General features: G+C 72.1%; 27 protein-coding genes and 1 pseudogene. 14 read left to right on the top strand and 14 right to left on the bottom strand.

Annotated features, from left to right (window positions below):
• Nucleotides 1-18 precede the first annotated feature (18 nt).
• From ACFXAZ_RS16840 to ACFXAZ_RS16825, 4 genes are all read left to right on the top strand, one after another.
• Nucleotides 19-987 carry an ABC transporter permease gene (locus ACFXAZ_RS16840; RefSeq protein ID WP_384590980.1) on the top strand — a complete coding sequence of 323 codons (969 nt, stop codon included), beginning with the start codon at nucleotides 19-21 and terminating at the stop codon, nucleotides 985-987.
• A complete protein-coding gene (locus ACFXAZ_RS16835) occupies nucleotides 977-1894 on the top strand; it encodes an ABC transporter permease (protein WP_384590888.1) in 918 nt (305 codons plus the stop codon). The genes ACFXAZ_RS16840 and ACFXAZ_RS16835 overlap by 11 nt, the downstream gene beginning before the upstream one ends.
• Before the next feature lie 62 nt (nucleotides 1895-1956).
• Nucleotides 1957-2871, top strand: a complete 915-nt coding sequence (locus ACFXAZ_RS16830; protein ID WP_384590977.1) for an ABC transporter ATP-binding protein — start codon at nucleotides 1957-1959, stop codon at nucleotides 2869-2871.
• Nucleotides 2864-3598 (top strand): ABC transporter ATP-binding protein, encoded by a 735-nt coding sequence (locus ACFXAZ_RS16825; protein ID WP_384590885.1) that lies wholly within the window; start codon nucleotides 2864-2866, stop codon nucleotides 3596-3598. The genes ACFXAZ_RS16830 and ACFXAZ_RS16825 overlap by 8 nt, the downstream gene beginning before the upstream one ends.
• A gap of 46 nt (nucleotides 3599-3644) precedes the next feature.
• On the opposite strand, the gene ACFXAZ_RS16820 is transcribed toward ACFXAZ_RS16825, so the two are convergent.
• The 5 genes from ACFXAZ_RS16820 to ACFXAZ_RS16800 all read right to left on the bottom strand — a co-directional run bounded on the left by ACFXAZ_RS16820 (nucleotide 3645) and on the right by ACFXAZ_RS16800 (nucleotide 7414).
• Complete coding sequence (locus ACFXAZ_RS16820) at nucleotides 3645-4286, bottom strand: superoxide dismutase (RefSeq protein ID WP_384590882.1); 642 nt, start codon at nucleotides 4284-4286, stop codon at nucleotides 3645-3647.
• A gap of 188 nt (nucleotides 4287-4474) precedes the next feature.
• A complete protein-coding gene (locus tag ACFXAZ_RS16815; RefSeq protein ID WP_384590879.1) occupies nucleotides 4475-4603 on the bottom strand; it encodes a hypothetical protein in 129 nt (42 codons plus the stop codon).
• Nucleotides 4604-4723: 120 nt separating this feature from the next.
• A complete protein-coding gene (locus ACFXAZ_RS16810) occupies nucleotides 4724-6337 on the bottom strand; it encodes an amidase family protein (protein ID WP_384590876.1) in 1614 nt (537 codons plus the stop codon).
• Nucleotides 6338-6363: 26 nt separating this feature from the next.
• Nucleotides 6364-6666 carry a hypothetical protein gene (locus ACFXAZ_RS16805; protein ID WP_384590872.1) on the bottom strand — a complete coding sequence of 101 codons (303 nt, stop codon included), beginning with the start codon at nucleotides 6664-6666 and terminating at the stop codon, nucleotides 6364-6366.
• Between the two features lie 139 nt (nucleotides 6667-6805).
• Entirely contained in the window at nucleotides 6806-7414 is a 609-nt protein-coding gene (locus ACFXAZ_RS16800) for a TetR/AcrR family transcriptional regulator C-terminal domain-containing protein (RefSeq protein WP_384590869.1), read from the bottom strand.
• A gap of 91 nt (nucleotides 7415-7505) precedes the next feature.
• Between ACFXAZ_RS16800 and ACFXAZ_RS16795 the strand changes: the two genes are divergently transcribed.
• The 8 genes from ACFXAZ_RS16795 to ACFXAZ_RS16760 all read left to right on the top strand — a co-directional run bounded on the left by ACFXAZ_RS16795 (nucleotide 7506) and on the right by ACFXAZ_RS16760 (nucleotide 15101).
• Nucleotides 7506-8987: an FAD-dependent monooxygenase gene (locus tag ACFXAZ_RS16795; RefSeq protein ID WP_384590866.1), complete on the top strand. Its 1482-nt coding sequence runs from the start codon at nucleotides 7506-7508 to the stop codon at nucleotides 8985-8987.
• A 25-nt stretch (nucleotides 8988-9012) separates the two neighbouring features.
• On the top strand, nucleotides 9013-9768 hold the full coding sequence (locus ACFXAZ_RS16790) for an SDR family oxidoreductase (RefSeq protein WP_384590863.1): 756 nt from the start codon (nucleotides 9013-9015) through the stop codon (nucleotides 9766-9768).
• A gap of 217 nt (nucleotides 9769-9985) precedes the next feature.
• A complete protein-coding gene (tuf, locus tag ACFXAZ_RS16785) occupies nucleotides 9986-11179 on the top strand; it encodes an elongation factor Tu (protein WP_384590860.1) in 1194 nt (397 codons plus the stop codon).
• 271 nt (nucleotides 11180-11450) lie between these two features.
• Entirely contained in the window at nucleotides 11451-11822 is a 372-nt protein-coding gene (locus ACFXAZ_RS16780) for a MerR family transcriptional regulator (RefSeq protein WP_384590856.1), read from the top strand.
• A 230-nt stretch (nucleotides 11823-12052) separates the two neighbouring features.
• A complete protein-coding gene (locus ACFXAZ_RS16775; RefSeq protein ID WP_382692235.1) occupies nucleotides 12053-12256 on the top strand; it encodes a cold-shock protein in 204 nt (67 codons plus the stop codon).
• Between the two features lie 273 nt (nucleotides 12257-12529).
• Entirely contained in the window at nucleotides 12530-14233 is a 1704-nt protein-coding gene (locus tag ACFXAZ_RS16770) for a DEAD/DEAH box helicase (RefSeq protein ID WP_384590853.1), read from the top strand.
• Between the two features lie 176 nt (nucleotides 14234-14409).
• Nucleotides 14410-14745, top strand: coding sequence for a CBS domain-containing protein (locus ACFXAZ_RS16765; protein ID WP_384590974.1), 336 nt, complete (start codon nucleotides 14410-14412; stop codon nucleotides 14743-14745).
• Nucleotides 14746-14813: 68 nt separating this feature from the next.
• Entirely contained in the window at nucleotides 14814-15101 is a 288-nt protein-coding gene (locus ACFXAZ_RS16760; RefSeq protein WP_384590850.1) for an SCO5918 family protein, read from the top strand.
• A gap of 124 nt (nucleotides 15102-15225) precedes the next feature.
• Here the strand turns inward: ACFXAZ_RS16760 and ACFXAZ_RS16755 are convergent, their stop codons facing one another.
• Nucleotides 15226-16194, bottom strand: coding sequence for an aldo/keto reductase (locus ACFXAZ_RS16755; protein ID WP_384590971.1), 969 nt, complete (start codon nucleotides 16192-16194; stop codon nucleotides 15226-15228).
• Between the two features lie 121 nt (nucleotides 16195-16315).
• Here ACFXAZ_RS16755 and ACFXAZ_RS16750 point away from each other — a divergent pair, with 121 nt between their 5' ends.
• On the top strand, nucleotides 16316-17017 hold the full coding sequence (locus ACFXAZ_RS16750) for a TetR/AcrR family transcriptional regulator C-terminal domain-containing protein (protein ID WP_384590847.1): 702 nt from the start codon (nucleotides 16316-16318) through the stop codon (nucleotides 17015-17017).
• A 93-nt stretch (nucleotides 17018-17110) separates the two neighbouring features.
• A pseudogene (locus ACFXAZ_RS16745) lies at nucleotides 17111-17512 on the top strand (hypothetical protein); the annotation flags it as partial.
• Between the two features lie 98 nt (nucleotides 17513-17610).
• Here ACFXAZ_RS16745 and ACFXAZ_RS16740 read toward each other — a convergent pair.
• From ACFXAZ_RS16740 to ACFXAZ_RS16705, 8 genes are read right to left on the bottom strand one after another with little or no spacing between them, the layout of a single operon-like run.
• A complete protein-coding gene (locus ACFXAZ_RS16740) occupies nucleotides 17611-18852 on the bottom strand; it encodes an ATP-grasp domain-containing protein (protein ID WP_384590844.1) in 1242 nt (413 codons plus the stop codon).
• 32 nt (nucleotides 18853-18884) lie between these two features.
• The gene (gene ddaH, locus ACFXAZ_RS16735) at nucleotides 18885-19745 is read right to left on the bottom strand and encodes a dimethylargininase (RefSeq protein WP_384590841.1); all 861 of its coding nucleotides are present in this window, start codon (nucleotides 19743-19745) and stop codon (nucleotides 18885-18887) included.
• Nucleotides 19746-19805: 60 nt separating this feature from the next.
• Nucleotides 19806-20993, bottom strand: coding sequence for an acyl-CoA dehydrogenase family protein (locus ACFXAZ_RS16730; protein WP_384590838.1), 1188 nt, complete (start codon nucleotides 20991-20993; stop codon nucleotides 19806-19808).
• Between the two features lies 1 nt (nucleotide 20994).
• Nucleotides 20995-21576 carry a flavin reductase family protein gene (locus tag ACFXAZ_RS16725; RefSeq protein WP_384590835.1) on the bottom strand — a complete coding sequence of 194 codons (582 nt, stop codon included), beginning with the start codon at nucleotides 21574-21576 and terminating at the stop codon, nucleotides 20995-20997.
• A gap of 36 nt (nucleotides 21577-21612) precedes the next feature.
• The gene (locus tag ACFXAZ_RS16720) at nucleotides 21613-22968 is read right to left on the bottom strand and encodes an FAD-binding oxidoreductase (protein ID WP_384590832.1); all 1356 of its coding nucleotides are present in this window, start codon (nucleotides 22966-22968) and stop codon (nucleotides 21613-21615) included.
• Complete coding sequence (locus ACFXAZ_RS16715; RefSeq protein ID WP_384590829.1) at nucleotides 22965-23444, bottom strand: hypothetical protein; 480 nt, start codon at nucleotides 23442-23444, stop codon at nucleotides 22965-22967. The genes ACFXAZ_RS16720 and ACFXAZ_RS16715 overlap by 4 nt, the downstream gene beginning before the upstream one ends.
• A complete protein-coding gene (locus ACFXAZ_RS16710; RefSeq protein ID WP_384590826.1) occupies nucleotides 23441-24784 on the bottom strand; it encodes an acetyl-CoA carboxylase biotin carboxylase subunit family protein in 1344 nt (447 codons plus the stop codon). The genes ACFXAZ_RS16715 and ACFXAZ_RS16710 overlap by 4 nt, the downstream gene beginning before the upstream one ends.
• A complete protein-coding gene (locus ACFXAZ_RS16705; RefSeq protein WP_384590823.1) occupies nucleotides 24781-25854 on the bottom strand; it encodes an NAD(P)/FAD-dependent oxidoreductase in 1074 nt (357 codons plus the stop codon). The genes ACFXAZ_RS16710 and ACFXAZ_RS16705 overlap by 4 nt, the downstream gene beginning before the upstream one ends.

The following is a 25854-nucleotide window of genomic DNA, read 5'->3' as shown; positions in this document are numbered from 1 at the left end:
CCGCTGCCCTGGGGGGCCATGGCCCGGCTCGCGGGGCGGCGGCTGGTGTTCGCCGCCCCCGTGCTGCTGGTCGTCACCTTCGGCGTCTTCGCCGTGGCCGCCGCCTCCCCCTTCGACCCGGTCAAGGCGTACGCCGGGACCGCCGCGCTCGGCGCCGACGCGGAGACGCTGGCCCGGCTGCGCGAGAACCTCGGCGTGGACCAGGCGTTCACCGCGCAGTGGTGGAACTGGCTGACCTCCGCGCTCGGCGGCGACCTCGGCTACTCCAGCGTGATGCGCCAGCCGGTCGTCGAGGTCATCGGCGAACGGCTGGTGTGGTCCGCGCTGCTGTGCACGGTCGCGTTCGTCGCCGCCGTGCTGACCGGCACGGTCCTCGGGGTCCTTGCGGCCCGCCGCCCCGGCTCGTTCCTCGACCGGACCGTCACCTCGCTGGCGTACTCCCTGGAGGCGGCCCCCGTCTTCTGGCTCGCCCTGCTGGCCGTCTGGCTCTTCGCCCTCCAGCTCGGCGTCCTCCCGGCGGGCGGGCTGACCGACACCGGCAGCGAACACGTCACCTTCGGCCAGGTGGCCAGCCATGTCGTACTGCCCGCCGGGGTCCTCGCCATCTCGCAACTGCCCTGGTTCACGCTGTACGTCCGCCAGGGCGTCGGCGACGCGCTCGCCGAGGACCCCGTGCGCGGGGCCCGGGCCCGGGGGCTGAGCGAGCGGACCGTACTGCTCGGACACGCCCTGCGCTCCGGACTGCTGCCGGTGCTCACCCTGGTCGGCTCCCGGGTGCCCGAACTCATCACCGGCGCCCTGCTGGTGGAGACCGTCTTCAGCTGGCCCGGTATCGCGGCGGCGACCGTGGAGGCGGCCACCTCCGTGGACTTCCCGCTGCTCGCCGCGCTCACGACCCTGGCCACCGCCGCCGTACTGCTGGGCAATCTGCTCGCGGATCTGCTGTACGGCCTGTTCGATCCGAGGGTGAAGTTCCGTGACATGTGACGCGCCCGCGCCCACGCCCGCTTCCGCGCCGTCGCCCACGCCGTCCAAGCCGGTCTGGCGGTCGTACGGCACCAAGCGGCGGTCCACCCGGACCGTACGGGTGCGGGTCTCCGCCGCCCTGGTGGCCGTGACCGCCCTCGCCGTGCTCCTCGTACCGCCGCTGGTCCAGCTCGACCAGCAGGCCGTGGACCTGGCCGCCAAGCTCCTGCCGCCGAGCTGGGCCCACCCGTTCGGCACCGACGACGTGGGCCGGGACCTGCTGCTGCGCTGTGTGTACGGGCTGCGGGTCTCGCTGCTGGTGGGGCTGGCGGCGGCGCTCACCGCGACCGTGATCGGTACCGCCGTCGGGGCGACCGCGGGCGCGCTGGGCGGCTGGGTGGACCGGACCGTCATGCGCGTGGTCGACACCCTCGCGTCCGTGCCGCATCTGCTGCTCGGCATCTTCATCGTGGCGATGTTCCGGCCGGGGGTGTGGCCCGTGGTGATCTCGGTCGCCCTCACCCACTGGCTGTCCACCGCCCGGATCGTGCGCGCCGAGGTGCTCTCGCTGCGCTCGCGCCCGTACATCGACGCGGCCGTGTCGGGGGGCGCCTCCCGGTGGCGGGTGACGGTACGGCATCTGCTGCCGGCCGTGCTGCCGCAGGCGGGGCTGGCCGCCGTACTGATGGTGCCGCACGCCATGTGGCACGAGTCGGCGCTGTCCTTCCTGGGCCTGGGCCTGCCCACGCACACCGCGAGCCTCGGCACGCTCATCCAGAGTGCCCGCAGCTCGCTGCTCGCCGGGCAGTGGTGGCCCACCCTCTTCCCGGGCCTGTTCATCATCGTCCCGACCCTCGCCATCGCGGGGCTCGCCGGGGCGTGGCGCGAGCGGATCAATCCCCGCCGGCGATCGGAGCTGATGCTGTGACGGACCCCAGCGAAAAACATGGTCCGGTACTGTCCGTGCGCGGGCTGTCCGTGCGGTTCCTGATGCCGGGCGGCGGGCGTGTCGCGGCCGTCACCGACGCGCACTTCGAGGTGGCCGCCGGTGAGTGCCTGGCGCTGATCGGCGAGAGCGGCTGCGGCAAGTCGGTGCTGGCCTCCGCCCTGCTGGGCCTGCTCCCGGCCAACGCCCAGACGGCGGGCGAGGCCCGGCTCGGCGCACTGGACCTGCTCGCCGCCGACGAACGCACCCTCGCCCGGACGGTACGCGGCCGGCTGGTCGGCCTGATCCCGCAGAGCCCCGCCGCGCATCTCACGCCCGTGCGCCGGGTCCGCTCCCAGCTGGCGGAGACGGTCAGGGCGCTGACCGGCACACGCGGCCGGACAGCCCTGCGCGCCGCCACCGACCGGGCCGCCGAGCGCGCCGCCTTCCCAGCCGACCATCTGGACCGGCACCCGCACGAACTCTCCGGCGGCCTCGCCCAGCGCGCCGCCACCGCGCTCGCCCTGGTCGGCAACGCGCCCCTGCTGCTCGCCGACGAACCCACCACCGGCCTGGACCGCGACCTGGTGGACCACACCGTCGACGAACTGCGCCGCCATGTCGACGGCGGCGCCGGACGCGCCCTGCTGGTCATCACCCACGATCTGACGGCGGCCGAGCGGATCGCGGACCGGGTCGCGGTGATGTACGCGGGCCGGATCGTGGAACTCGCCGACGCCGCCGCGTTCTTCGGCGCCCCCGGCCCCCGCCACCCCTACAGCCGGGGTCTGCTCCAGGCGCTGCCCGACCGTGGGTTCACCCCGATCCCGGGGCTGCCGCCCGAGCTGGGCGACCTCCCGGCGGGCTGCGCCTTCGCCCCGCGCTGCGAACGGGCCACCGCCGTCTGCGCCGTACCGCCCGCGCTGACCGACGGCACGGCCTGCCACCACCCGCACCGACCGGAGGACCACCGTGCTTGAGCTGCGCGCCATCACCGCCGGGTACGGCGGGAGGACCCCGGCCGTGCGGGGCGCGTCCCTTTCCGTGGACCCCGGACAGGCCGTCGGGCTGCTCGGCCCCAGCGGCTGCGGCAAGTCCACCCTGGCCCGGGTCGCGGCCCTGCTGCACCGCCCGGACGCGGGCACGGTCGTCCTGGACGGCGAGACCGTACGGGGCTGGCGGCACCGGGCGCCGCGCGCGCAGCGCACCGCGATCGGCGTCGTCTTCCAGCAGCCCCGGCTGTCGGCGGACCCCCGGCTGCGGCTGACCGATCTGATCGCCGAGCCGCTGCGGGCCAATGGACGCCGGGAGGAGACCGGCGAGCGGATCGCCGAACTGGCCCCGGCGGTGGGCCTCACGCCCGATCTGCTGAACCGGCGCCCGCACGAAGTCAGCGACGGGCAGCTTCAGCGGGCGTGTCTGGCCCGTGCCCTGGTGCTGCGCCCGCGCTGGCTGATCTGCGACGAGATGACGGCGATGCTCGACGCGTCGACCACGGCCGCGCTGGTCGGGGCGGTGGAGGAGTACCGGGCCGCGACGGGCGCCGGGCTCCTGGCCGTCGGCCACGACCACGTACTCCTGGACCGCTGGTGCGACCGCACCCTGCACTGGCCGGAGGTCTCGGACCAGGACGCCCCCCGGAGAACGGAGAGGCTCCCGCGGCCGACCTCGCCACGGGAGCCTTCCGTCGTGCGGCCCGCCGAGTGAAGGGTGAGAAGACGATCACCAGGCAGGGCGTCTGCGGGGAGCGGGCTCAGGGGGCCAGCAGCAGCACGTTGGCACGCGACTTGGCGGCGTCGTAGCGCTTGGCGACGTCCTGCCAGTTGACGACGGCCCACATGGCGTCGATGAAGTCGACCTTCTGGTTCTTGTACTGGAGGTAGAAGGCGTGCTCCCAGGCGTCGAAGACCAGGATCGGCGTGGAGCCCTGGCCGACATTGCCCTGGTGGTCGTAGACCTGCTCGACGAGCAGCCGCCCGCTGAGCGGCTCGTAGGCGAGCACGCCCCAGCCGGAGCCCTGGGTGGTGGCGGCGGCCTTGGTGAGCTGGGCCTTGAAGGCGGCGAAGGACCCGAACGACTCGGCGATGGCGTCGGCCAGATCCCCCACGCCGTCGGCGGCCAGCGGTTCGCCGCCGCCGTCGCCGGTCATGTTGTGCCAGTAGATGGAGTGCAGGATGTGGCCGGAGAGGTGGAAGGCGAGGTTCTTCTCCAGGCCGTTGATGGAGCCCCAGGTCTCCTTGTCACGGGCCTCGGCGAGCTGGTCGAGGGTGTCGTTGGCACCCTTGACGTAGGCCGCGTGGTGCTTGTCGTGGTGCAGCTCGATGATCTCGGGGCTGATCACGGGGGCGAGTGCGGAGTAGTCGTACGGCAGTTCAGGCAGCGTGTAGACAGGCATGCGGTCCCCTTGGACTTAATTGCAACTGATGTGCATCTGCACGCTAACAGCAGCAGGCCGCGGATGCCGATCAGGCGTTGGACCTAGGTCCCGGTCCGGCGGGATGTCACCGGCCCGGAAACCGGCATGACAAACGCCCGTCCGGCGAGTGCCGGACGGGCGTTTCTCATCAGGCCCCGATCGGCCCGTCACGCCTCCTTGATGACCTCTACCTTCTTGTCACCCGCGGCGGCGTGCGCCGGGGCGGTGGCGCCGAGGGCGAGGAGCGCGGCGGCGAGAGCGGCGAGGGCCGCGATGCCGATACGGCGGATGGTCATGGTTCCCCCCATGTGGTCGGTCCGGTCGATGTCCGGTTCGTCCGGGGCAGCAGAGTCCCATGCCCACCCACCGCGGACAAGACCGGGCGGTCACCGGGCGGCCCCGGCTGTCGTCGCCGGTCAGGCGGACTGCTCCGCCGCCTGCTCCGCCGTCAGCCGGGGCTCCGCCGTCGCCGAGCGCATGGCCAGGGTCGTGGGGGCGGGTGTGGGGTCGGCCGGGCGGCGGGTGTGCCAGTCGGTGACGGCCTGGTACGCGGCGACGACCTCCAGGAGGCGGTCCTCCTCGTAGGGCTGGCCGCCGAGGATCACCCCGGAGGGGACACCGCCCACGAACCCGGCGGGGAAGCCGATCTGCGGCAGCCCCAGCAGGTCGAAGGGGACCACATCGGTCTGGAACACCACGTCGCAGTCGTCCAGGATGCCGTCCAGCACCTCGCGCAGCAGATGGTTCTTGGCGCGCTGGGCGGTGATCCACTCGTCGCCGGAGAGCATCAGCCCCTGGAGCCAGCTCAGCAGGGACACCCCGAACTTGCGGGGGTCCTCGCGCAGCCAGTGCCGGAAGGGTTCCGTGCGCTCGGAGAGCCGGGCCGCGTTGAAGGCACCGGTCAGCAGGGACCAGTCGTCCGGGTAGGTGATGTCGACCAGGGTCACCCCCGGGATGGAGTCGAGCTTGGCCAGCAGCGCGGAGCGTACGTCGGCGGCGGAGGAGAGAAAGTTGGCCGGGACGCCGATGCGGGTGGCGTGCCGCAGCTGGACGGTGCCGCGCTTGGAGCGGACCGGGGTGGCGGCCTTGACCAGGTCGGGTACGGCGGGCAGGCCCAGGGTGCGCGGGTCGTTGGGGTCGGGTCCGGCCATCACGGAGAGCATGAGCGCGGCGTCCATGGCGTCGCGGGCCAGCGGTCCGGGGTGATCGCGGGTGAAGGACAGCGGGATGACGCCGTATACGGAGGCCCGGCCCATGGTGGGCTTGAGACCGGTGAGATTCTGCCGGTTGGCCGGCAGCACGATGGATCCGCCGGTCTGGGTGCCGATGGCGGAGGCCGCCATCCGTCCGGCGACCGCGCAGGCGGAGCCGGTGGAGGAGCCGCCGGGGTCGGTCGCGGGGTTGTTCGGCGTCCAGGCGTTGACGGTGGTGACCGTGCCGTTGGGCAGGGTCGCGCGGGTGGTCGCCAGCGGCCCCATCTGCCCCTTGCCGAGCACGATCCCGCCGGCCCCGGTGAGCCTGGCGACGGCGGTGGCGTCGTACGCGGGGACGAAGTCCTCGAAGATGTACGAGTTGCAGCGGGTCGGCACGTCCTTGGTGAAGTAGTTGTCCTTGATGCAGAGCGGGACGCCGTTGAGGACCCCGGGCCTGCTGCGCTTGTCGGCGGCCCGCGCGGCGGTGAGCGCCCGGTCGGCGGTCACCTCGGCGAACGCCTTGTAGACGGAGTCGAAGGACCCGATCCGGTCCAGGTACGCCTCGACCAGGGTGACCGAGGTCAGCTTGCGCTGCCGCATCAGCACGGCGGCCTCGGTGAGGGTCGCCTCGGTCGGGTCCCGGCGGGCCGCGTCCCGTACGGCGATGTCGGGGAGGTAGGGCGTCGTGCCACCGCCCGCCGTCACGGGGGCGGCGACGGCCGGCGAGGGAAGGGCGATGCCTCCGGCCACCGCGCCCGTGACGGCGGCGGAACCGGCGAGGAACGTACGGCGATTGAGGGCACGGCGCTCGACGCCGGGCGTGACGTCGCCGCTCACTTGACGGGCGCTCACCTGTCGGCCACTCACTTGGCGTCCGCCTTTCCGGTCCAGGACTCGGTGATGGACGGGTAGAGCAGGGGCGCGGCGGCCTGCTGGGCGTAGGCGGGCGCGGGCTCACGGGCGGCGGGCGGAATCCAGCCCGCGATGGACACCGGGGACGTGGTCACGAACGTCCGCAGGGAGGCGAGGGCCTGGGCCCGGGTGGGGACCCCGGTCTCGGCGTCGGGGGTCTCGGGCAGCATCTCCAGATCGAACCCGGCGAGCGCGAGTCTGGTGCGTATGTAGGCGTCCACCTGTTCGGTGGTGGGCGGCTGGGGCTGGCTCAACGTATCCTCCCTCGGTCTGCGTGGGGGGCGGACAACTTGGCCAGACTTCATCACCCATCCATATCCGCCCCATTAAGCCCGCGTGTCACGGTTGTTGCCCACATTCCCGCCCCCCTCTCCCCCCTTCGGCCGGCCCGCGTCAGCGCGGGGCGAGGATCGCGCTCACCCCGAACTCGAACCGCTCGTCGAAGGACGCCGGGGCGAGGTGTCCGGCCACGCGGTGCAGGGAGGGGTGGGTCGTCGCGGAGATCGCGCTCGCCAGGAGGTCGCCCAGCGGGCGGTGGTCGACCGCCTGTTCCTCCTGGGTGAGGCCGAGGGTGAAGTAGATGACGGACCAGGCGGTCCAGGCGACCTCGCGGTCCCCGAGATCGCAGCCGAGCACCGCCTCCACCAGGGCCTCGGCGAAGCGCAGGGTGTTCGCCTCGGCCGCGTAGGTCCCCACCACCAGCATCGCGCCGTCGCGGTGCGACAGCAGGGCGCGGCGGTAGCGGCGGGCCAGTTCCCGGGCGCGTTCGTCGGGGGCGTCCGGGAGGTCGCCCAGCGGGATCTCGCCGAGGACGGCGTCCGCCATCAGTTCCAGCATCCGGGCCTTGGTCTTCACATGCCACTGCACGGTGTTGATCCGGACGCCGAGGCGGTCGGCGACCGCGCGCGTGGACACCGCGTCCAGGCCCTTCTCGTCCAGAAGGTCCAGCGCCGTACGGATCACCGTGGCCGGATCAAGTCGTTCCTGTTGCCTATTGGTCACTGACCTAGTTTACTGCACCCACATGCTCTAGGTCAGTGACCTAGAGACTCCCCGGCGGCAGCCCTGCCGCCGCGCACCCCGAGGTGGTCGCATGGAAACGCAGCAGGTCGTCATCGCCGGAGGCGGACCGGTCGGGCTCTGGCTCGCCGCCGAACTACGGCTCAACAATGTCTCGGTCACCGTCCTGGAGCAGCGCACCGAGGTCGACCAGCGCTCCAAGGCGCTCACCGTGCACCCACGCGGCGTGGAGGTGCTCGCCTCCCGCCAGGTGCACCAGCGCTTCCTGGACGAGGCCCTGAAGATCTCCACCGGCCACTTCGCCAACCTCGCCGACCGGCTCGACTTCTCCGTCCTGGACACCCCGTACCCCTACACCCTCTTCATCCCGCAGGCCCGCACCGAGGAACTCTTCGAGGAGTACGCGCTCGGACTCGGCGCCACCATCCGGCGCGGCCACCGCGTCACCGGCCTCACCGAGCACCCCGACACGGTGACCGTCCAGGTGGAGGGCCCGCAGGGGTCGTACGAGATACAGGCCGAGTATCTGGCGGGCTGTGACGGCACCCGGAGCACCGTGCGCCAGGCCGCCGGGATCGACTTCCCCGGCACGGACTCCACGTATCTGGGCTGGCTCGGCGACGTGCTGTTCGACAACCCGCCGCCGCCCGGCTTCAACCGCTTCACCGAGCACGGCGGCCTGATGATCGTGCCGCTGCCCGACAACCGGTGGCGCATCGCCGGTACCGATCCGCAGAGCGCGACCACCGAGTGGCCCGGCGACTTCACCATGGAGGAGCTGCGGCGCAAGACCCGCACCATCGCCGGGGACGACTTCGGCATGCGCGACCCGTCCTGGCTCTCCCGGTTCGGCAACGCCACCCGGCTGGCCACCCACTACCGGCGGGGCCGGATCGTGCTCGCGGGCGACGCGGCCCACCAGCACTACCCCACCGGCGGGGTCGGCATGAACGTCGGTGTGCAGGATGCCTTCAACCTGGGCTGGAAGCTGGCGGCGACGGTCAACGGCTGGGCCTCGGACGGTCTGCTGGACAGCTACCACACCGACCGTTACCCGGTCGGCGAGCAGCTTATGGAGCACAGCCGCGCGCAGACCTATCTGTTCCACGCCTTCTCCCCCGAGGGCCTCGCCCTGCGCGATCTGCTCAGCCGGATGGTGCCGCGATCGCGGGAGTTCAGCGATTTCCTCGCCGGGCGGCTCACCGCGCTCGACGTCACCTACCCCGGCGCCGACCCGGCCGCCCACCCGCTGACCGGCGTCCGCGCCCCCGACCTCACCTTCACCGGCACGGACGCCGACCTGTTCGCGCTGCTGCGGGCGGACTCGTACCTCCTCGTCGACCTCACCTCCGGCGGGGTGCTCGCGGGGCGCGGGCAGGAGCGGATCGCCGTGCGGGGCGGGGCGCTGGACCGCGTACCCGAGGGCTGGGACGGCGTGCGCGCGGCCCTGATCCGGCCCGACGGCCATGTCGCCTGGGCCGGGACGGAGCCGGACGACACCAAGCTGGCCGCCGAGGCGGACACCGTCATCGCGAGCGCCCTCGGCCGCGCGTAGCCCCTCCGGAAGGAACGGCACGATCATGGATCTCGCACTGAAGGACCGGGTGTACGTCGTCACCGGCGGCACCCGAGGGCTGGGCCACGCGGTCGCCCGTGAGCTGGTCGGCGACGGGGCCAAGGTGGTCATCACCGGCCGCGACGGGCGGCGGGCCGCCGAGGCCGCGGCCGAGCTGGGCCCGAACGCGGCCGGGGTCGCCGTGGACAACGCCGACCCCGAGGCGCCGGGGCGGCTGATCGCCACCGCGCGGGAGCGGTTCGGCGGCTTCGACGGCATCCTCGTCAGCGTCGGCGGACCGCCCGCGGGCCGTCTCGCGGACAACACCGACGCGCAGTGGCAGGCGTCGTTCGACTCGGTGTTCCTCGGCTCGGTCCGGCTCGCCCGTGCCGCCGCCGCCGAACTGGGCGACGGCGGGGCCATCGGCTTCGTGCTGTCGATCACCGTGCACGAACCCGCCACCGGCATGGTCATCTCCAACGGGCTGCGGCCCGGACTCGCCGGTTTCGCGAAGTCCCTCGCGGACGAACTGGGGCCGCGCGGCATCCGCGTCTTCGGCCTGCTGCCGGGCCGGATCGGCACGGACCGGATGCGCGAGCTGGACGGACTGGCCGCCGACCCGGGCGCCAGCCGGGCCGCCAACGAGTCGGGCATCCCCCTGCGGCGCTACGGCACCCCCGAGGAGTTCGGCCGCGCGGGCGCCTTCCTGCTCTCCCCCGCCGCCTCCTATGTGACCGGCGTCATGCTTTCGGTGGACGGCGGCGCCCGGCACGGCTTCTGACCGCCGGTCGCGGTGATGCCGGGGCGGCAGGAGGGGCAGGGGGGCACCCCGAACGGCCCTATCATCACCCTACGTGCGAGTGCGGCTACCGGCGGTCGTGAACTATGTGGAGTGGTTCGGCCGCCGCCGGCCGCACCCGCGCGCCATCCCAGGCACGAGCGGAGCCCGGCGGGTGCGCGACGGAGCGTCGCCCGTCCGGGCGTGAGGAGACGGACACATGGCGAAGGCGAAGTTCGAGCGGACCAAGCCGCACGTGAACATCGGCACGATCGGGCACGTGGACCACGGCAAGACGACGCTGACGGCGGCCATCACCAAGGTGCTGCACGACGCCCATCCGGAGCTGAACCCGTTCACGCCGTTCGACGAGATCGACAAGGCGCCCGAGGAGCGGCAGCGCGGCATCACCATCTCCATCGCGCACGTCGAGTACCAGACCGACGCGCGTCACTACGCGCACGTCGACTGCCCGGGCCACGCGGACTACATCAAGAACATGATCACCGGCGCCGCCCAGATGGACGGCGCGATCCTGGTCGTGGCCGCGACGGACGGCCCGATGCCGCAGACCAAGGAACATGTGCTGCTGGCCCGGCAGTCCGGGGTGCCGTACATCGTCGTCGCGCTGAACAAGGCCGACATGGTGGACGACGAGGAGATCCTGGAGCTGGTCGAGCTGGAGGTGCGCGAACTCCTCAACGAGTACGAGTTCAACGGCGACGACGCGCCGGTCGTGCAGGTCTCGGCGCTCAAGGCGCTGGAGGGCGACAAGGAGTGGGCCGAGAAGCTCCTCGGTCTGATGAAGGCCGTCGACGAGCACATCCCGCAGCCCGAGCGCGACACCGACAAGCCGTTCCTGATGCCGATCGAGGACGTCTTCACCATCACCGGCCGCGGCACGGTCGTCACCGGCCGGATCGAGCGCGGTGTCCTCAAGGTCAACGAGACCGTCGACATCATCGGCATCAAGACCGAGAAGGCCACGACCACGGTCACCGGCATCGAGATGTTCCGCAAGCTGCTCGACGAGGGCCAGGCCGGTGAGAACGTCGGTCTGCTGCTGCGCGGCATCAAGCGCGAGGACGTCGAGCGCGGCCAGTGCATCATCAAGCCGGGCACGGTCACCCCGCACACCGAGTTCGAGGCGACGGCGTACATCCTGTCCAAGGACGAGGGCGGCCGTCACACCCCGTTCTTCAACAACTACCGTCCGCAGTTCTACTTCCGCACCACCGACGTCACCGGCGTCGTGACCCTCAAGGAGGGCATGGAGATGGTCATGCCCGGCGACAACGCCGAGATGACCGTCTCGCTCATCCAGCCGGTCGCGATGGAGGAGGGCCTGCGCTTCACCATCCGCGAGGGCGGCCGGACCGTCGGCGCCGGGCAGGTCACCAAGGTCAGCCGGTAGATCGGGGCACACCGGAAGGCGCGGCTACGGGGTTCCGGACCGGTAGGCGCGCCACGCCGGGCGGACACCTTCGTGAACTCACGCGTTCGGCGGTGCGAACAAGACGGACACCCCGGTGAGGGATACCACCCGGAAAACTGCTCCGGCCGGTCCACATGTCCGGGCCCGGCGGCGTTAGGGTTGTCGTACGCGGCGGCTGGCGGCCGGGCCTTCGGAGCGCGGGCGCCACGACCGTCCCGGTCCCTCGCCGCGTCCCCGAAACGAAGGTGTCATGCCCGCTGTGAACGCCCCCGGCCCCGGAAACCTCGACGACGACGACTACCCCGCCTACACCATGGGCCGGGCCGCAGACGTGCTCGGCGCCACCCCCGCCTTCCTCCGGGCCGTCGGCGACACCGGACTGATCACGCCCCTGCGTTCGCAGGGCGGGCACCGCAGGTACTCGCGCCGCCAGCTGCGCGTCGCCGCCCGCGCCCGCGAACTGGTCGGCCAGGGCACCCCCGTCGAGGCCGCCTGCCGGATCATCGCCCTGGAGGACCAGCTCGACGCCGCGCTGCGCCAGAACCGGGACATGCGCCGCCGGCTCGACGCGTTCGGTGCGCACGGTGGTACGCACGGTGGTACACGCGGCGCGGATATCTGATCCCGCCGGTACAGAAACAGCTCCATCGGCGGCATCAGAATTCCCGGGACGCCCCGGAAAGCGCATCGCCGCCTCCGGCCGACCTGTGTTAGCTTGATAGCAGTTGCAGTTTTGGTTGCCAGAGATTTATCTTTGCAGAGCTTTCCGGATCTTTCCGGAGGGGTGATCATCGCGGCGACTCGGCTCCGTAAAGTGCGGAGTCCGGTACTGCCCCCCAAGGGAGATTCAATATGGCATCTGGCACCGTGAAGTGGTTCAACGCGGAAAAGGGCTTCGGCTTCATTGAGCAGGACGGCGGCGGCGCCGACGTGTTCGCGCACTACTCGAACATCGCCAGCTCCGGCTTCCGCGAGCTTCAGGAAGGCCAGAAGGTTACCTTCGACGTCACGCAGGGTCAGAAGGGCCCGCAGGCCGAGAACATCGTTCCCGCCTGACGCTGACGCGAAATCGTCGCGAGCCAGTGGCTCGCGCATCACCATGAACTGGGGCCCGCGCTCTTGGGGTGCGGGCCCCAGCTCATTGTTTTCCGGACTTCCGCTGGCCCGCGTCGCCTCTCGGCCGCATTCCCGGAATTCCCGGTCCATCGATAGACCCGGCCCCATTCACGGGCCCGGCTCTTCTTTTTTCTTCGGCTCATTCTTGCGAATCCGCGTGCGGCAACGCCGCCGGACGGAATTCCTCGATACGCCGCATCGAGGAAGGTTCCCATGAACCGCACCCGTCGCACCGGCGGCACTTCCGGTGGTTTCCGCGCGGACCGTCAGTCCGCGCGCTCGTCCGGCTCCGGCTCCAGCCGTGGCAGCCGCTTCCGTGGTCAGGAGAGCGGCCGTCAGGGCCCGCGTCCCGGCAAGGGCGGCGGGGGCGGCTCCCGCTCCGCCGCGCGCCCCCAGGAATTCACGCTGCCGGTCACGCTCACCGAGCCGCTGCCGGCCGTCGAGACGTTCGCCGAACTCGACATGCCCGAACGGCTGCTGGCCGCGCTCACCGCCGAGGGCGTGACCGTGCCCTTCCCGATCCAGGCGGCCACCCTGCCCAACTCGCTGGCCGGCCGGGACGTCCTGGGCCGGGGCCGCACCGGCTCCGGCAAGACGCTCGCCTTCGGCCTGCCCCTGCTGGCCCGCCTGGACGGACAGCGGGCCCAGCCCGGCCAGCCGTTCGCCCTCGTCCTGGTACCGACCCGGGAACTGGCCCAGCAGGTCACCGACTCGCTCACCCCGTACGCCCGCGCCCTGCGGCTGCGGCTGGTCACCGTGGTGGGCGGCATGTCCATCGGCCGCCAGATCAGCGCGCTGCGCAGCGGCGCCGAGGTCGTCGTGGCGACGCCCGGCCGCCTCAAGGACCTGATCCAGCAGGGCGCCTGCCGGCTGGACCAGGTCTCCGTGACCGTCCTGGACGAGGCCGACCAGATGGCCGACATGGGCTTCATGCCGCAGGTCACCACGCTGCTCGACCAGGTCCCGGCCACCGGGCAGCGGCTGCTGTTCTCGGCCACCCTGGACCGCAACATCGATCTGCTGGTACGCCGCTACCTCCACGACCCCGTGGTGCACTCGGTCGACCCGTCCACCGGGACGGTCACCACCATGGAGCACCACCTGCTGCACGTGCGCGACACCGAGAAGCACGACACCGCGACGGAGATCGCCGCCCGCGACGGACGCGTCCTGATGTTCCTGGACACCAAGCACGCGGTGGACCGGTTCACCAAGCAGTTGCTGTCCGTCGGGGTGCGCGCCTCCGCGCTGCACGGCGGCAAGTCCCAGTCCCAGCGCAACCGGACGCTCGCCCACTTCAAGGACGGCCATGTGTCGGTTCTGGTGGCGACCAACGTCGCCGCCCGAGGCATCCACGTGGACGACCTCGACCTCGTGGTCAACGTCGACCCGCCCGGCGACCACAAGGACTATCTGCACCGCGGCGGCCGTACCGCCCGCGCCGGCGAGTCCGGCACCGTCGTCACCCTCGTCCTGCCGCACCAGCGGCGCGCGGTGGACCGGCTGATGGCCGACGCCGGGATCGCGCCGCAGAACCTCCGGGTCCGTCCGGGCGAGCCCGAACTGAACCGCATCACCGGCGCCCGGACGCCGTCCGGCGAGCCGGTCACCATCACGGTCGCCGCCCCGGCCGACACACGACGCGAGGGCAAGGGCTCCTCCGGGCGCAGCCGCCGGGGACGTGGCGGCGGGTCCGGTGGCGGCAACGGCCGTGCCGCCGGGTCCGGTGGCAGTGGCCGCAGCGGCGGTGGCTCCGGCGGGAGCGGCCGTACCGGCGGTGGCGGTTCCGGCACCGGTGCCGGTGCCGGCGGTCGTACCGGCGGTGGTCATGGCGCGGCCGGGCGGAGCGCGGGGCCGGGTGCCGGCGCCCGGACCGCCGGCCGGGTCCGTCGTGCCGCCCCGCGGAACAACCCCTGACCCGAGCACGGGGACACGCTCCCAGCAGCGGTCGGGACGGGCTGCCGCCCGTTCCCGGCCGCGTCCACGACGAGGAGAGGCCCTTGACGTCACCGATGCTCCTTTCCACCGGGACACCGCAGGCCGGTGCCCCCGGTGACTTCGCCGATGGCACCGGGCTGACCGCGCGTGACGCGATGGGCGCTCCCGGGCCGCAGGTCGACGACCACATGGCGGTGGACGTGGCCCTGTCCGTGCTCATCGGCGCGCGCGTCCACCATCTGCTGCTCCGGGACGAGGACGGGCGGTGCACGGGTCTGGTCACCCGGGCCCAGCTCGCCGCGCACCGCGGCGGCACCTGGTACGGCGACCGGACCCGGCTGCGGGACATCCCGCTGGACCGCGGACCGTTCACCGCGTCCGTCTCGACGCTCGGCGAGGCGGAGGACGCCATGCGGGTCCGGACCCTGGATGTGTCCCCCGTGATCGACGAGCACGGCTACGCCCTGGGCGTGCTCACCCTGGTTCCCTGACCGCCGAGCCGGTCGCGCTCGCGCGGCCGGCCTCTTCGGAGTTCTTCCCCACCCTTGTGGAGGCAGCCATGCGCTGTGTCATCGCCCGTTTCCCCTTCGACCTCACCAAGAGCGAGGTCGAGCAGTCGATGAGCGGTATCACGCCCGAACCCGTCACCGGTGTGTCGGTGACCATCGACGGCCAGGTGTACCCCGTGATGCAGGTCGGTGAGGTGGTCACCAGGCTCGACCGCCGTGACTTCACGACCGTCGAGATGCGCCGCGCCCTGACCCGGCTCGGCTTCCCCTGCCACGAGTCCCGCCCGGCCGCGCCGGCCCGCGACCCGCTCCTCGGCGAGGACGCGCTCGGCTGGTGACGAGGTGACGGGGGCGGTGGTTGGAGATCACTCTCCCCCGCGCGTCGCATGCTCAGCCGCTCGCCCCCGTCCCGGTCGGCGGGACGGGGGCGGATGCGCTGGAGTGCCGCTGCCGGTGCCGGTGTCAGTGGCCGGAGATCGGATGCGGGGCGTACGGCTGTTCCAGTTCCGCGATCTCCTTGTCGGTGAGGGTGAGTTCGACGGCGGCCACGGCGTCCTCGATGTGACCCGGCCTGGACGCGCCGATGACCGGGGCGGTCACCGTGTCCCGGTGCAGCAGCCAGGCGAGGGCCACTTGGGCGCGCGGGACCCCGCGCTCGGCGGCGATCCGGGTGACGGCCTCGACGACGGCCCGGTCACCGTCCTGGTAGAGGGTGCTGCCGTAGTCGTCGGTGGCGCTGCGGCCGGTCTCCGTGCCCCAGTCACGGGTGAGCCGGCCCCGGGCCAGAGGGCTCCACGGCAGTACGCCGACGCCCTGGTCCACGCAGAGGGGGATCATCTCGCGCTCCTCCTCGCGGTAGATCAGGTTGTAGTGGTTCTGCATGGCGACGAACCGGGTCCAGCCGCCCAGCCGGGCGGTGTACTGGGCCTTGGAGAACTGCCAGGCGTACATCGAACTCGCCCCGAGGTAGCGCACCTTGCCCACCCGCACCAGATCGTGCAGGGCCTCCATCGTCTCCTCGATGGGGGTGTGCGGATCCCAGCGATGGATGTAGTAGAGATCGACATAGTCGGTGCCGAGCCGGGTCAGACTGTGGTCGATCTCGGTCATGATGGCCTTGCGGGACAGTCCGCCCCCGTTGGGGCCCGGCCGCATCCGGCCCTGCACCTTGGTCGCCAGCACGATCTCGTCGCGGTCCGCGAAATCGCGCAGCGCCTTGCCGACGATCTCCTCGCTGGTGCCGTCCGAGTAGATGTTCGCGGTGTCGAAGAAGGTGATGCCGGCGTCCAGCGCCTGCCTGATCAGCGGGCGGGTCTCCGCCTCGTCCAGGGTCCACTCGTGCGTACCCCGGCCCGGCACGCCGTAGGTCATGCATCCCAGGCAGATCCGGGACACGTCCATTCCCGTCGAACCGAGCTTCACGTACTGCATCGTCGCTGCTCCTGTCATGGTGTGGGATCGAATGGTAACGCCGTTAACGCCAGTCCGGCCCGGAGGGCCACACATGCCGGTGGGCCGCGTCAACGCCCCGACGCGCATTAACATCGTTAACATGCCGACCGGTCAAGAGGACTCCGCGCCCGCACGAACCGAGGACCCCACTCCCGTACGAGCCGCCGCCCCACCCCCCGCGACCCGCGCCCAGGCACTGGTGACGGCCGCCCTGCGGATCGTCGACGACGGAGGACTCGAAGCGCTCACCATGCGGCGGCTCGCCGACGCCGTCGGGCTCCAACTGCCCGCGATCTACCGCGTCTTCGCCAACAAGGGCGTTCTGCTGGACGAGATGGCCGAGGCGATCCTCGCCGACGCCCTCACCGAGAGCCGGGGCGAGCCCTGGCAGACCGAGGTCGCCGCCCTCGCCCGGCGGCTGCGCCGCGCCCTGCTCGCCCGGCGCGACGGCGCCCGGATCGTCGGCGGCAGTTACGCCGCCCAGCGCCACAACCTCGCCTTCGCCGACCGCCTCATCGGCATCATGCGGCAGGCAGGGCTGCACGGAACCGCCGCCCTCTGGGCCACCACCACGGTCTTCTGCTACGTCCTGGGCGAAGCCCTCGAACAGCAGGGCCAGACCGAGGACGTCCTCGACCGGCTCGACCTCGCCGGCGCCCGGCAGACCTACCCGCACCTCTACGCCACGCCCGTCGAGGAGATCATCAACTTCGACGCGCGCTTCGAATTCGGCCTCGGCCTGATCCTGAGCGGCCTGCACCAGCGGGCGACCACACCCGAGGACCGACCAGGCGAACGCTAGTCGCATCAGGACCGCTCACGAAACGACCGGGTCCGTGCGCCGGAACCTGATGCCGGTGACACCGCGCGCTATTGGTACGGGGGGTGGGGCGCCGTGACGGGATCGCGGCGGCGCGGACCACCGCTGCGCCTCGACCCCGTGGCGCCGCTCCTGGACGAGCCCACGCAGGGCGTCGACATCGCGGCCCAGGCCGACCTGCACCAACGGCTGCTCGACGCCGCGTCGGCCGGAACGGCCGATCTCGTGGCCCGGTCCGCCGCGAGCCCCGAGGAGATCTTCGCGGCGACCCGTCTCCTTCTGGACCTCGGGGTTCCGGCCTCTACGCGGCGGGGGGCCAACCCGGAGGCGGCCCGGCTCAGCGGAGTCGACGTCACCCGGATGACCTGGGGAGCGCTCATCTCGTCCGGAGTGCTCGCGGCGGTGGCCGGGGGCGTGCTGAGCCTCCAGCCGGGCACCGTCCCGTTCTCCGGCGGGGTGCCGTACCTGCTCCCCGCCTGTGCCGCGGCTGAGGCGGGCGGGCCCCGCCGGGGAACGGCTTCGTCCCCGCCACCACCGCGCGAGACCCCCCACCGGCGCGCGGGACCGGCGGCGCCTCAAGTGGTGGTGATCCGGATCGTGCCGACGGCTTCCTCGGCGTGGCGCATGGCGTCCGCCGAGGTGGTGCCCCGGGTCATCACCGAGCCCGCCCGGTCCCAGGAGCTGCACAGTTCGCGCACGGTGTCGCCGGGCTTCAGGTGGAGGGACAGGGAGAGCACGTCGGGCAGACGGGCCGCGTCCTCGGCGCCCTCGACCGACACCACCTCGCCGGGGACCGCCTCCAGGAAACGGACCGCCGCGCCGCCGGCCGGCTGCCGGGGCAGGGGCTCGGGGCACTCGCCCCGCATGACGGTGTAGAACGCGCCCGCCAGATTGATCCGGTACGCCTCCTCGATCAGCATCGGGATGCCGTCGCCGGGGAACCGGCCGGCACACTCCACCAGGTACGGGCGGCCGTCGCTGACGATCCACTCGCAGTGCACCATGCCGCTGCCGAAGCCGACCGCACGCAGCACCGTCTCGGTCTGGGCCACCAGCAGTTCGCCGAGCGACTCCGGGATTCCGGCGGCCGGCACGGTGTGTCCCAGCTCGATGGGGCGCGAGCCGGGGTAGAGCACCTTGCCGGTGACATTGGAGAACAGCACCTCGCCCGCGCTGACCAGCAGTTCGACGCTGTACTCGGCGCCGTGGACGTAGGTCTCGATCAGCATGCGCAGTTCGCGTTCGCGGTCCGGCACCCTGTCGCCCTCGTCCTGGCTGACGCACTCCGTCCACGCGGCATCCAGGTCGTCCAGGGAGTGCAGCACCTTGGTGCCGACGGACGCCTGCCGGTTGGACGGCTTGAGGACCACGGAGCCGGGGTGCGCGGCCACGAACTCCCGCACCTCGTCCGGGGAGGTGACCTCCCGGGACACCGGGTTGAGGACGCCCGCGGCCCGGGTGACCCGGCGCAGCAGCGACTTGTCCCGCATGATCCGGGCGGCACCGGCCCCGGCCCCCGGCACTCCGTACCGTTCGGCCAGCCGGGCCGCGAACGGTGTCGCGTACTCGACCAGCGGGGCCACCACGGCCGGGTCGAGGTCGGGGTAGGTGTTGAAGAACTCGTCGGCGGCGGCGGGGAGCTGGTACTCCCACTCGATCAGCTCGCGCAGCATCGCGGCGCCCTCAAGGGCGTTCTTGACGTCGCTCTTGCGGATCACGTCCGGCTCGTCGATGACGATCACCGAGCCGGGGGCGAACTCCTTGATGTAGGGCAGGACATTGACGTAGCCGACGATGATCCAGGGTCGCTCGGTCATGGGGCTTCTCCTGTCAAGGGGGAAGGGGACGGTCAGTCGCGGATTTCGAGCGTGCAGCACTTCACGCTGCCGCCCGCCTTGAGCAGTTCGGCCAGGTCCACCCGGTGGGTGCGGAAGCCATGGGCGCGGAGCTTGCCGGCCAGGGCGGTGGCGGGCTCGGGGAGGATGACGTTGCGGCCGTCGGAGACCAGGTTGAGGCCGAAGGCCAGGGCGTCCTCCTCGTCCGCGAGGACGGCGTCCGGGAACAGCTGTCGCAGGACGCGCAGGCTCTGCGGGTCGAAGGCGCCGGGGTAGTAGACGATCTCGTCGTCGTCGAGGGCGGCCAGCGCGGTGTCCAGGTGGTAGAAGCGCGGGTCGACCAGCTTCAGGCTGACCACCGGACGGCCGAACAGCGCCTCGGCCTCGGCCTGGGAGCGGGGGTCGGAGCGGAAGCCGTTACCGGCGAGGATGGCGCCGCCGGTGGTCACATAGTCGCCCTCCCCCTCACTCGTGAAGGCGGCCTGGACCACCTGCGATTCCGTATAGCCCTGCTGCCGGAACCACTCGGCCCACAGCCGCGCCTCGGCCTGGCGCTCGGGGTGGTGGAACCTGGAGATCAGGGCCTTGCCGTCGACCACCAGGGCGCCGTTCGCGGCGAACACCATGTCCGGGAGTCCGGGGGCGGCGTCGATCGTACGGACATGGTGGCCCAGCTCGATGAACAGCGCGCGCAGGTCTTCCCACTGGGCGATCGCCAGCTCACGGTCGGTGGGCTTGTCCGGGTCCATCCACGCGTTGATGCGGTAGCTGACCTCGAAGTGGTCGGGACGGCACATCACATACGTACGGGTGCGTGCCTGACGGGGGATCCGAGCGGGGATCGGGGTGGCCTCGGGCGCGAGGAGACCGGTCATGGGGTGGGTCCTTTCGGGGCGGGGGGAGGGGGTGGGGGGCGCGTGCTCGTCTCTCGGGGGTCAGGCGGTGATGCCCAGGCTGAGGGGAAAGCCGGGCCTGCCGCCCAGGAGGTGGGCGCCCGCGGACTGGAGGATCTTGTCCTGGGCCACCACGTGCTGGCACATCGTCATGGTGTCGCGGAGCCAGCGGTCGAGCGGGCCGGGCTTGTAGATCGCGGCGGTCTGCATCAGGTCGTAGAGCCGCAGGACGATGGAGCGGGCCGTGCGGAAGGCGTGCAGCCGGGAGAGGGGGAGCGCGGCACGCTCCTCGGGGGTGAGGGCGTCGAGGGTGCCGGTGGTCTCCAGCACCTCCCACTGGCGTCGCATGGCGCCGTACACCGCACTGCGGGTGGCGTTGAAGTCGGCCTCGCACTCGGCGAGGGTGACCTGCATCCGCCAGTTGTCGGCCCAGCCGCCGCCCCCGGCGGGGGACTTGGCCAGCACCTGCTCGCGTACCCAGTCCAGTGCGGCGCGGGCGACGCCGAGCGGGACGCCGGGCATGTTGCGCATGTGCACCTCGGGCTGGGCCAGCGGGCCCTCGCCGTTGCGGACCGTGCCCAGGGTGAGGGTCCTGCCCTCGGGGACGAACACGTCGTCGATGGCGTAGTCCCAGCTGCCGCTGCCCGCCAGGCCCGTGGTGTGCCAGGTGTCGATGATCTCGACGTCCGCGCGCGGCACCATCAGGAGGATCGAGTCGTGGGCGCCGTCGACCAGGTGGGGTTCGCCGTCGTCGTAGAGGAAGGCTCCGGAGATGACCCAGTCGGCGTGGGTGATGCCGCTGCCGAACTGCCAGCGGCCGGAGAGGCGGTAGCCGCCCTCGACGCGTTCTGCCCGGCCCACCGGGAAGAGCAGTCCGGCGGTGGTCATGTCGAGGCGGGGGAACATCTCCTTGGCCACCGTCTCGTCGAGGAACGAGGCGTAGAGGCCGGAGTCCATCCCGATCATGGCGGCCCAGCCGGCCGAGGCGTCGCCATGGGCCAGCGCCTCGACCACCTCGGTCTGCTCCACGGAGGTCAGCTCCGGGCCGCCCCAGGCCCTGCTGAAGCCCATCCGGAACGCGCCGGTGGAACGGATCAGTTCGACCACGTCGGCGGGCAGGCGGCGGTTCTTCTCGATCTCGGGGGCGCGTTCGCGTAGCTGCGGGGCGAGCGCCTTGGCGGCGGCGAGGATCTCGGCGGCGGTGTTGGGGACCGCCTGGGTGTGCGGCATGTCAGGACTCCTTGGTCATGGTCGTGGCGGTCGAGGTCGTGGCGGTCATGGTCGTGGCGGTCGGGGTCGTGGCGGTCGGGGTCGTCGCTGTCATGGCGGTCGCCAGTTGGTGGAATCTGCCGTGCAGGAAGAGCAGGGGGGGCTGGTGGTCGCGGACGCCGGTGGAGACCACCTCGCCGATCACCATCGTGTGGTCGCCGACGTCGAAGCTGTCCCAGAGCACGCACTCCAGGCCGCTCTGCGCGTCCAGCATCAGGGCGCCGGTGGCCGGGCCCGGCCTGGCCTGGAGGGCGTCGACCACCTCGGCGCGGTCGCCGTGGCTTCTGGCGAGCTGCCGGGCCAGCGGTTCGGCGTCCGAGTCCAGGATGGAGATCGCCCACTTCTTGGTGGTGAGCAGATCGCCCAGGAACCGGGAGCCGCGGCGCAGCGACAGCGAGACCAGCGGCGGGTCGAGCGACACCGAGGTCAGTGAGTTGAGCGTCACCGCGTCGTGGCTGCGGAGACCCTCGTGGTCCGCGTAGGTCGTGGCGACGCAGACACCGGTGGCGAAGTTGCGCATCGCGCCGCGCAGATCGGGTGACATGACAGCTTCCTCCTCGGAAGGGCGTACCAGCCGGTGCTAGACGGCCTGGGCGAAGGTGAAGACCCGCTCGGGGTCGTAGCGGTGCTTGACCGCGCGCAGCCGGTCCAGGTTGGGGCCGAAGTAGGCGGCCTGGGCCTCGGGCAGATCGGGGTCGGCGAAGTTGGCGTACGAGGCGTCCCGGGCGTGCGCGCCCATCGCGGCGTGCAGTTCCGTCAGCCAGTCGAGGTTGGCCCGGCGCACCTCTTCCGGGTCCCCGGTGGACCAGGACGCGTCCATCGAGATCAGGAAGAGCACGTCGCGGTGGGGGAAGGCGGTCTCGGTGACGGGCACCCGGTTGATGGCGCCGCCCCAGGTGAACAGGGCGATGCCGGCGCCGTCCGGATTGCCGCTGCCGGGCCATTTGCGCAGGGCGGTCAGCAGGGTGTCGACGCCGGCCTCGGTGAGGGGCTCGGCGATGGTCCGGGTGCGGACCGCGAAGGGGTCTCCCGAGGTCTCGTGGCGCAGGTAGTCCTTGGCCTCCCAGTAGGTACGGTCCTCGATGTCCGCCCTGGTGGGTGCGGCGGCCGTCAGCGCGGGCGCCAGCAGGTCGCGCAGCTCGGCGGCCGGGCCCAGGTGCTGGCCGATCACGGAGACGATGCCGTCGTCGTCGCCGGAGCGGCTCACCCCGATCCGGGCGGCGAACCGGTCCGGCGCGTCCCGCATGATCCGCTGCATCACCGGCAGCACCGTCTCGGCGTCGTCCAGGGGCCACAGCACGAGACAGGTGGAGCTGGCGACCGTGGGCCGGGCCTGGAAGGTGAAGGAGGTGTTGATCCCGAAGTTGCCGCCCCCGCCGCCCTTGCAGGCCCAGAACAGGTCGGGGTGCTCGGTCTCGTTGCAGGTGATCTGCCGGCCGTCGGCGAGGACGATCTCGGTCTCCACCAGGGAGTCGCAGGTGAGGCCGAACGCCCGGGAGACGGCGGCCACTCCCCCGCCCAGGGTGAGGCCGCCGATGCCGACCTCGTCGGAGTTGCCGAGCGGCACCGCCAGGTCGTGGCGCTGTAGTTCGGCGTACAGCTCGCCGGAGCGGGCCCCGCCGCCGACGGTGACCAGTTCCCGTTCGCGGTCCACCGTGACGGTGTTCAGGCCGTGCAGGTCGAGCACCAGTCCGGTGGTGGCGGCCTGCCCGGCGTAGCTGTGGCCGCCGCCCCGGGCGACCACCGGCACGCCCTGTTCCCGGGCCCAGGCGATGCCCCGGACGATGTCGGCGACGTTCGCCACGGAGAGCGTCGCGGCCGGGCGGACGTCCGCGTACCGCTTGTTGAACGCGCCGCTGTTCTCCTCGAAGCCGGGCTCTCCCGGCAGCCGCACCGTTCCGTCCACCTGCTCGCGCAGGCTCCGCCAGTCGGTCATCCCGCTTCCTCCGGTTCCGTCGCGTGCACCGGTTCGGTCGCTCTCTCCGGTCCGGTCGCTTCCTCGGGCGCCGCCCTGTCCTCCGGTCCGGTCGCCTCCTCCGGTTCCGTCACTTCCGACAGGTACGAGACGCCGGTCTCGGCGTGCGGCCCGTACCGCTCCCACTCCTCGCGCAGCAGCAGCCCGCCGCCGGTGTCCTGCTCGGGGGTGTTGACGGTGTGTCCGGCGATCACATCGCCGTCGGCCAGCACCATCGTGTAGGCGAGGTGGAGGGTGCCGTCCGGATCGCAGACCCCGTTGACGTTGCCCCGGCGGACCGGTCCGCCGGCGAAGTCCGCCCAGACCAGGTCGTCCTCCTGGTGGTAGCGGGCCGTCACCCCGTCCGAGGCGGCCACCTTGCGGAAGCGGCGGCCGTCGTAGTCGATGGCCGGGGCGGCCCGCCCGGCGGCCCGCCCGGCATCCTCGGTGCCGCTCACGTGTCCACGTCCAGCAGTCCCGCCGGCATCTCCAGCCGGGCCGTCACGTCCTTGCGCTCCAGCGGCTCCGCGTCCAGCGCGACGGCGGTGACGGCGGCGGCGAGCCGCTCCTGGCAGCTCTCCTGGTCCTCGCCCGTGCAGACCACGAAGGAGTGCCGGGCGAGGTAGCCGCCGGGCGGGAGCCGCAGTTCCGTGCCCGGTTCCACCATCGGGGCGGCGGTCACCAGACCGGGCAGTCCGGCCGGCACCCGCACCTCGCGGACGGTGACGTCCTCGGCGGGGTAGCCGAAGCGGATGCCCGCGACCCCGTGCCGGGTGAAGGCGGTGTCCGGACGCAGCCCGGCCGCGACCTCCACCAGCAGCTCGCCGGGGTCGATCCCGGTGGCGATCCGGCCCAGGAACGGGATCAGGTCCCCACCGAGCCGCCCGTTGATCTCGATGATCACCGGGCCGTACGAGGTGAGCTTGACCTCGGTGTGGGTCATCCCGTTCTCGACGCCGAGCACCTCGTGGGCCTTGGTCAGGATGTCGGTCAGTTCCTGGTCGTGCAGCAGCGGGTCGGCCGCGTCCACGACATGGCCCACCTCCTCGAAGTACGGGTGGTGCCCGGTCTCCTTGCGGGCCACGAACATCGGCCGGTACTCGCCCCGGTGCACCACCCCGTCGATGCTGATCTCGGGGCCGCGGGCGTAGCCCTCGACGATCGCGCCGCCCCGGAACGGCTCGTCGCCGACCAGGCTGGCGTTCGACGCGATGAGGTACGCCTCGTCCAGCTGTGACTCGTCCTCGGCGAGCACGACGCCCATCGAGGCGCCCAGGGCCCGGGGCTTGACGACCACCGGGTAGCCGATCCGGGCGGCCACCGCGCGAGCCTGCTCCAGTGTGTCGGTCATCTCGAAACCGGGCTGGGGCAGTCCGGCGGCGGTCAGTACCGAGCGGGTGCGGTGCTTGTCCCGGCAGCCCTGCACACCGTCCGGGCCGAGGCCGGGGAGCCCGAACTCGGCGGCCAGTTCGGCGGCGGGCATCACCAGGGGTTCGTCGTAGCAGAAGATCCCGATGACGGTCCGGCGGGCCGCGATCTCCCGGGCCGCGGCGCGCAGTTCCTCGTGGTCGAAGACATTGACCACGGTGATCTCGTCGAAGTACTCCTGCTGCCAGTTGGGCTTGAGGTTGTTGACCAGGACGAGCTTGAGGTCCAGTTCGGCGGCCCGGCGGGCGGCGGACTCGATCAGGTACTCGCGATAGACCTTGAGCCCGCTGCCGATCACCAGCAGCACACGGTCGTCGGAGGTCGCGGCGTCGGAGGTCATGGCGCCGGGCGTCGTGTCGTCGGGGGTCATATCGTCTCCTCTCGGAAGTCTGTGGTGAGTGCTTCGAGAATGCGTTCGGCGACCAGCGGGGCGGTGCGGAAGCCGTCTCCGCCGCTGGCCGTGCGGGCCCAGGTGCTGGGGCCGATCCGGACCAGGTGGGCGGCGCCCGTGCGGGCGTCCACCAGGTAGTGGCAGCGCTTGACCGCGATCACCGTGTACCGGTCGGGCTCGGTCAGGATCGGCTCGGCGAGCACCTGCTCGGCCCACTGCCGTTCCTCCTCCGGCGTACCGGCGGTGACCACGCTCGCCTCCCGGCAGGAGGAGGCCGAGCTGACCTTGAGGAGCGTCCCGTCGCCCGGGGGCAGCAGCCAGGCCAGGCCGTGGGAGCCGATCCGGCCGATGCCGGGGGTGCGTTCCCAGGCGGTGGCGAGCTGCTCGGGCGGCTTGAGGTAGACCAGGGTCTGGCGGTGCAGCACCATCGGCAGGTCGACCAGGTTCTTCGACCAGGGGCCGGTGGCGATCAGGGTGAGGTCGGCGTCCAGGGTCTCCGCGTCGGGCAGGTACACCCGGCCGGTCTCCGGGTCGACCGCCTTGACCTCCTGCCAGGGGCGCAGGGTGACGTTCGGCTGCTCGTTCAGCCAGCGGACCAGGACCTGGAGCGCGTGGTCGGCGAGCAGGATGCCGCCGTGGCGTTCCAGCACCCCGACCGTGTTCTCGGGGAACCGGACATGGGGCACGGTGTCCGGGTCGATCAGGCGGACCGGGAGGTCGGCGGCGCGGGCCGCGTCCATCACGGCGTCCGCCTCGTCGGCCGGCCAGGCGGTGATCATGCCCACCCGGCGGTAGAACTTGGCGCCGGTCAGGGCCTCCAGGGCCATCCAGCGGCGGTGGGCCACCGCGATCCGCCGGGAGGCGGCCAGGTCGGCCAGGTCGAGCGCGCGGACGGCCCGGTGCTGGTCGAAGGAGGTGGAGCCGGGGTTGGGGATGGCGTCCCGGTCCAGCACCGTGACGTGGTGCCCGGCGAGGGCGCACCGTACCGCCGAGAGCAGTCCGGTCACCCCGGCGCCGATCACCAGTACGCGTTGTGCGTCGGTGGCCAT

This window comes from Streptomyces sp. NPDC059477, assembly GCF_042749375.1.
Taxonomy (GTDB): Bacteria; Actinomycetota; Actinomycetes; order Streptomycetales; family Streptomycetaceae; genus Streptomyces.
The sequence above is the reverse complement of the archived record's forward strand: the minus strand, read 5'-3'. Positions and strand labels throughout refer to the sequence as shown.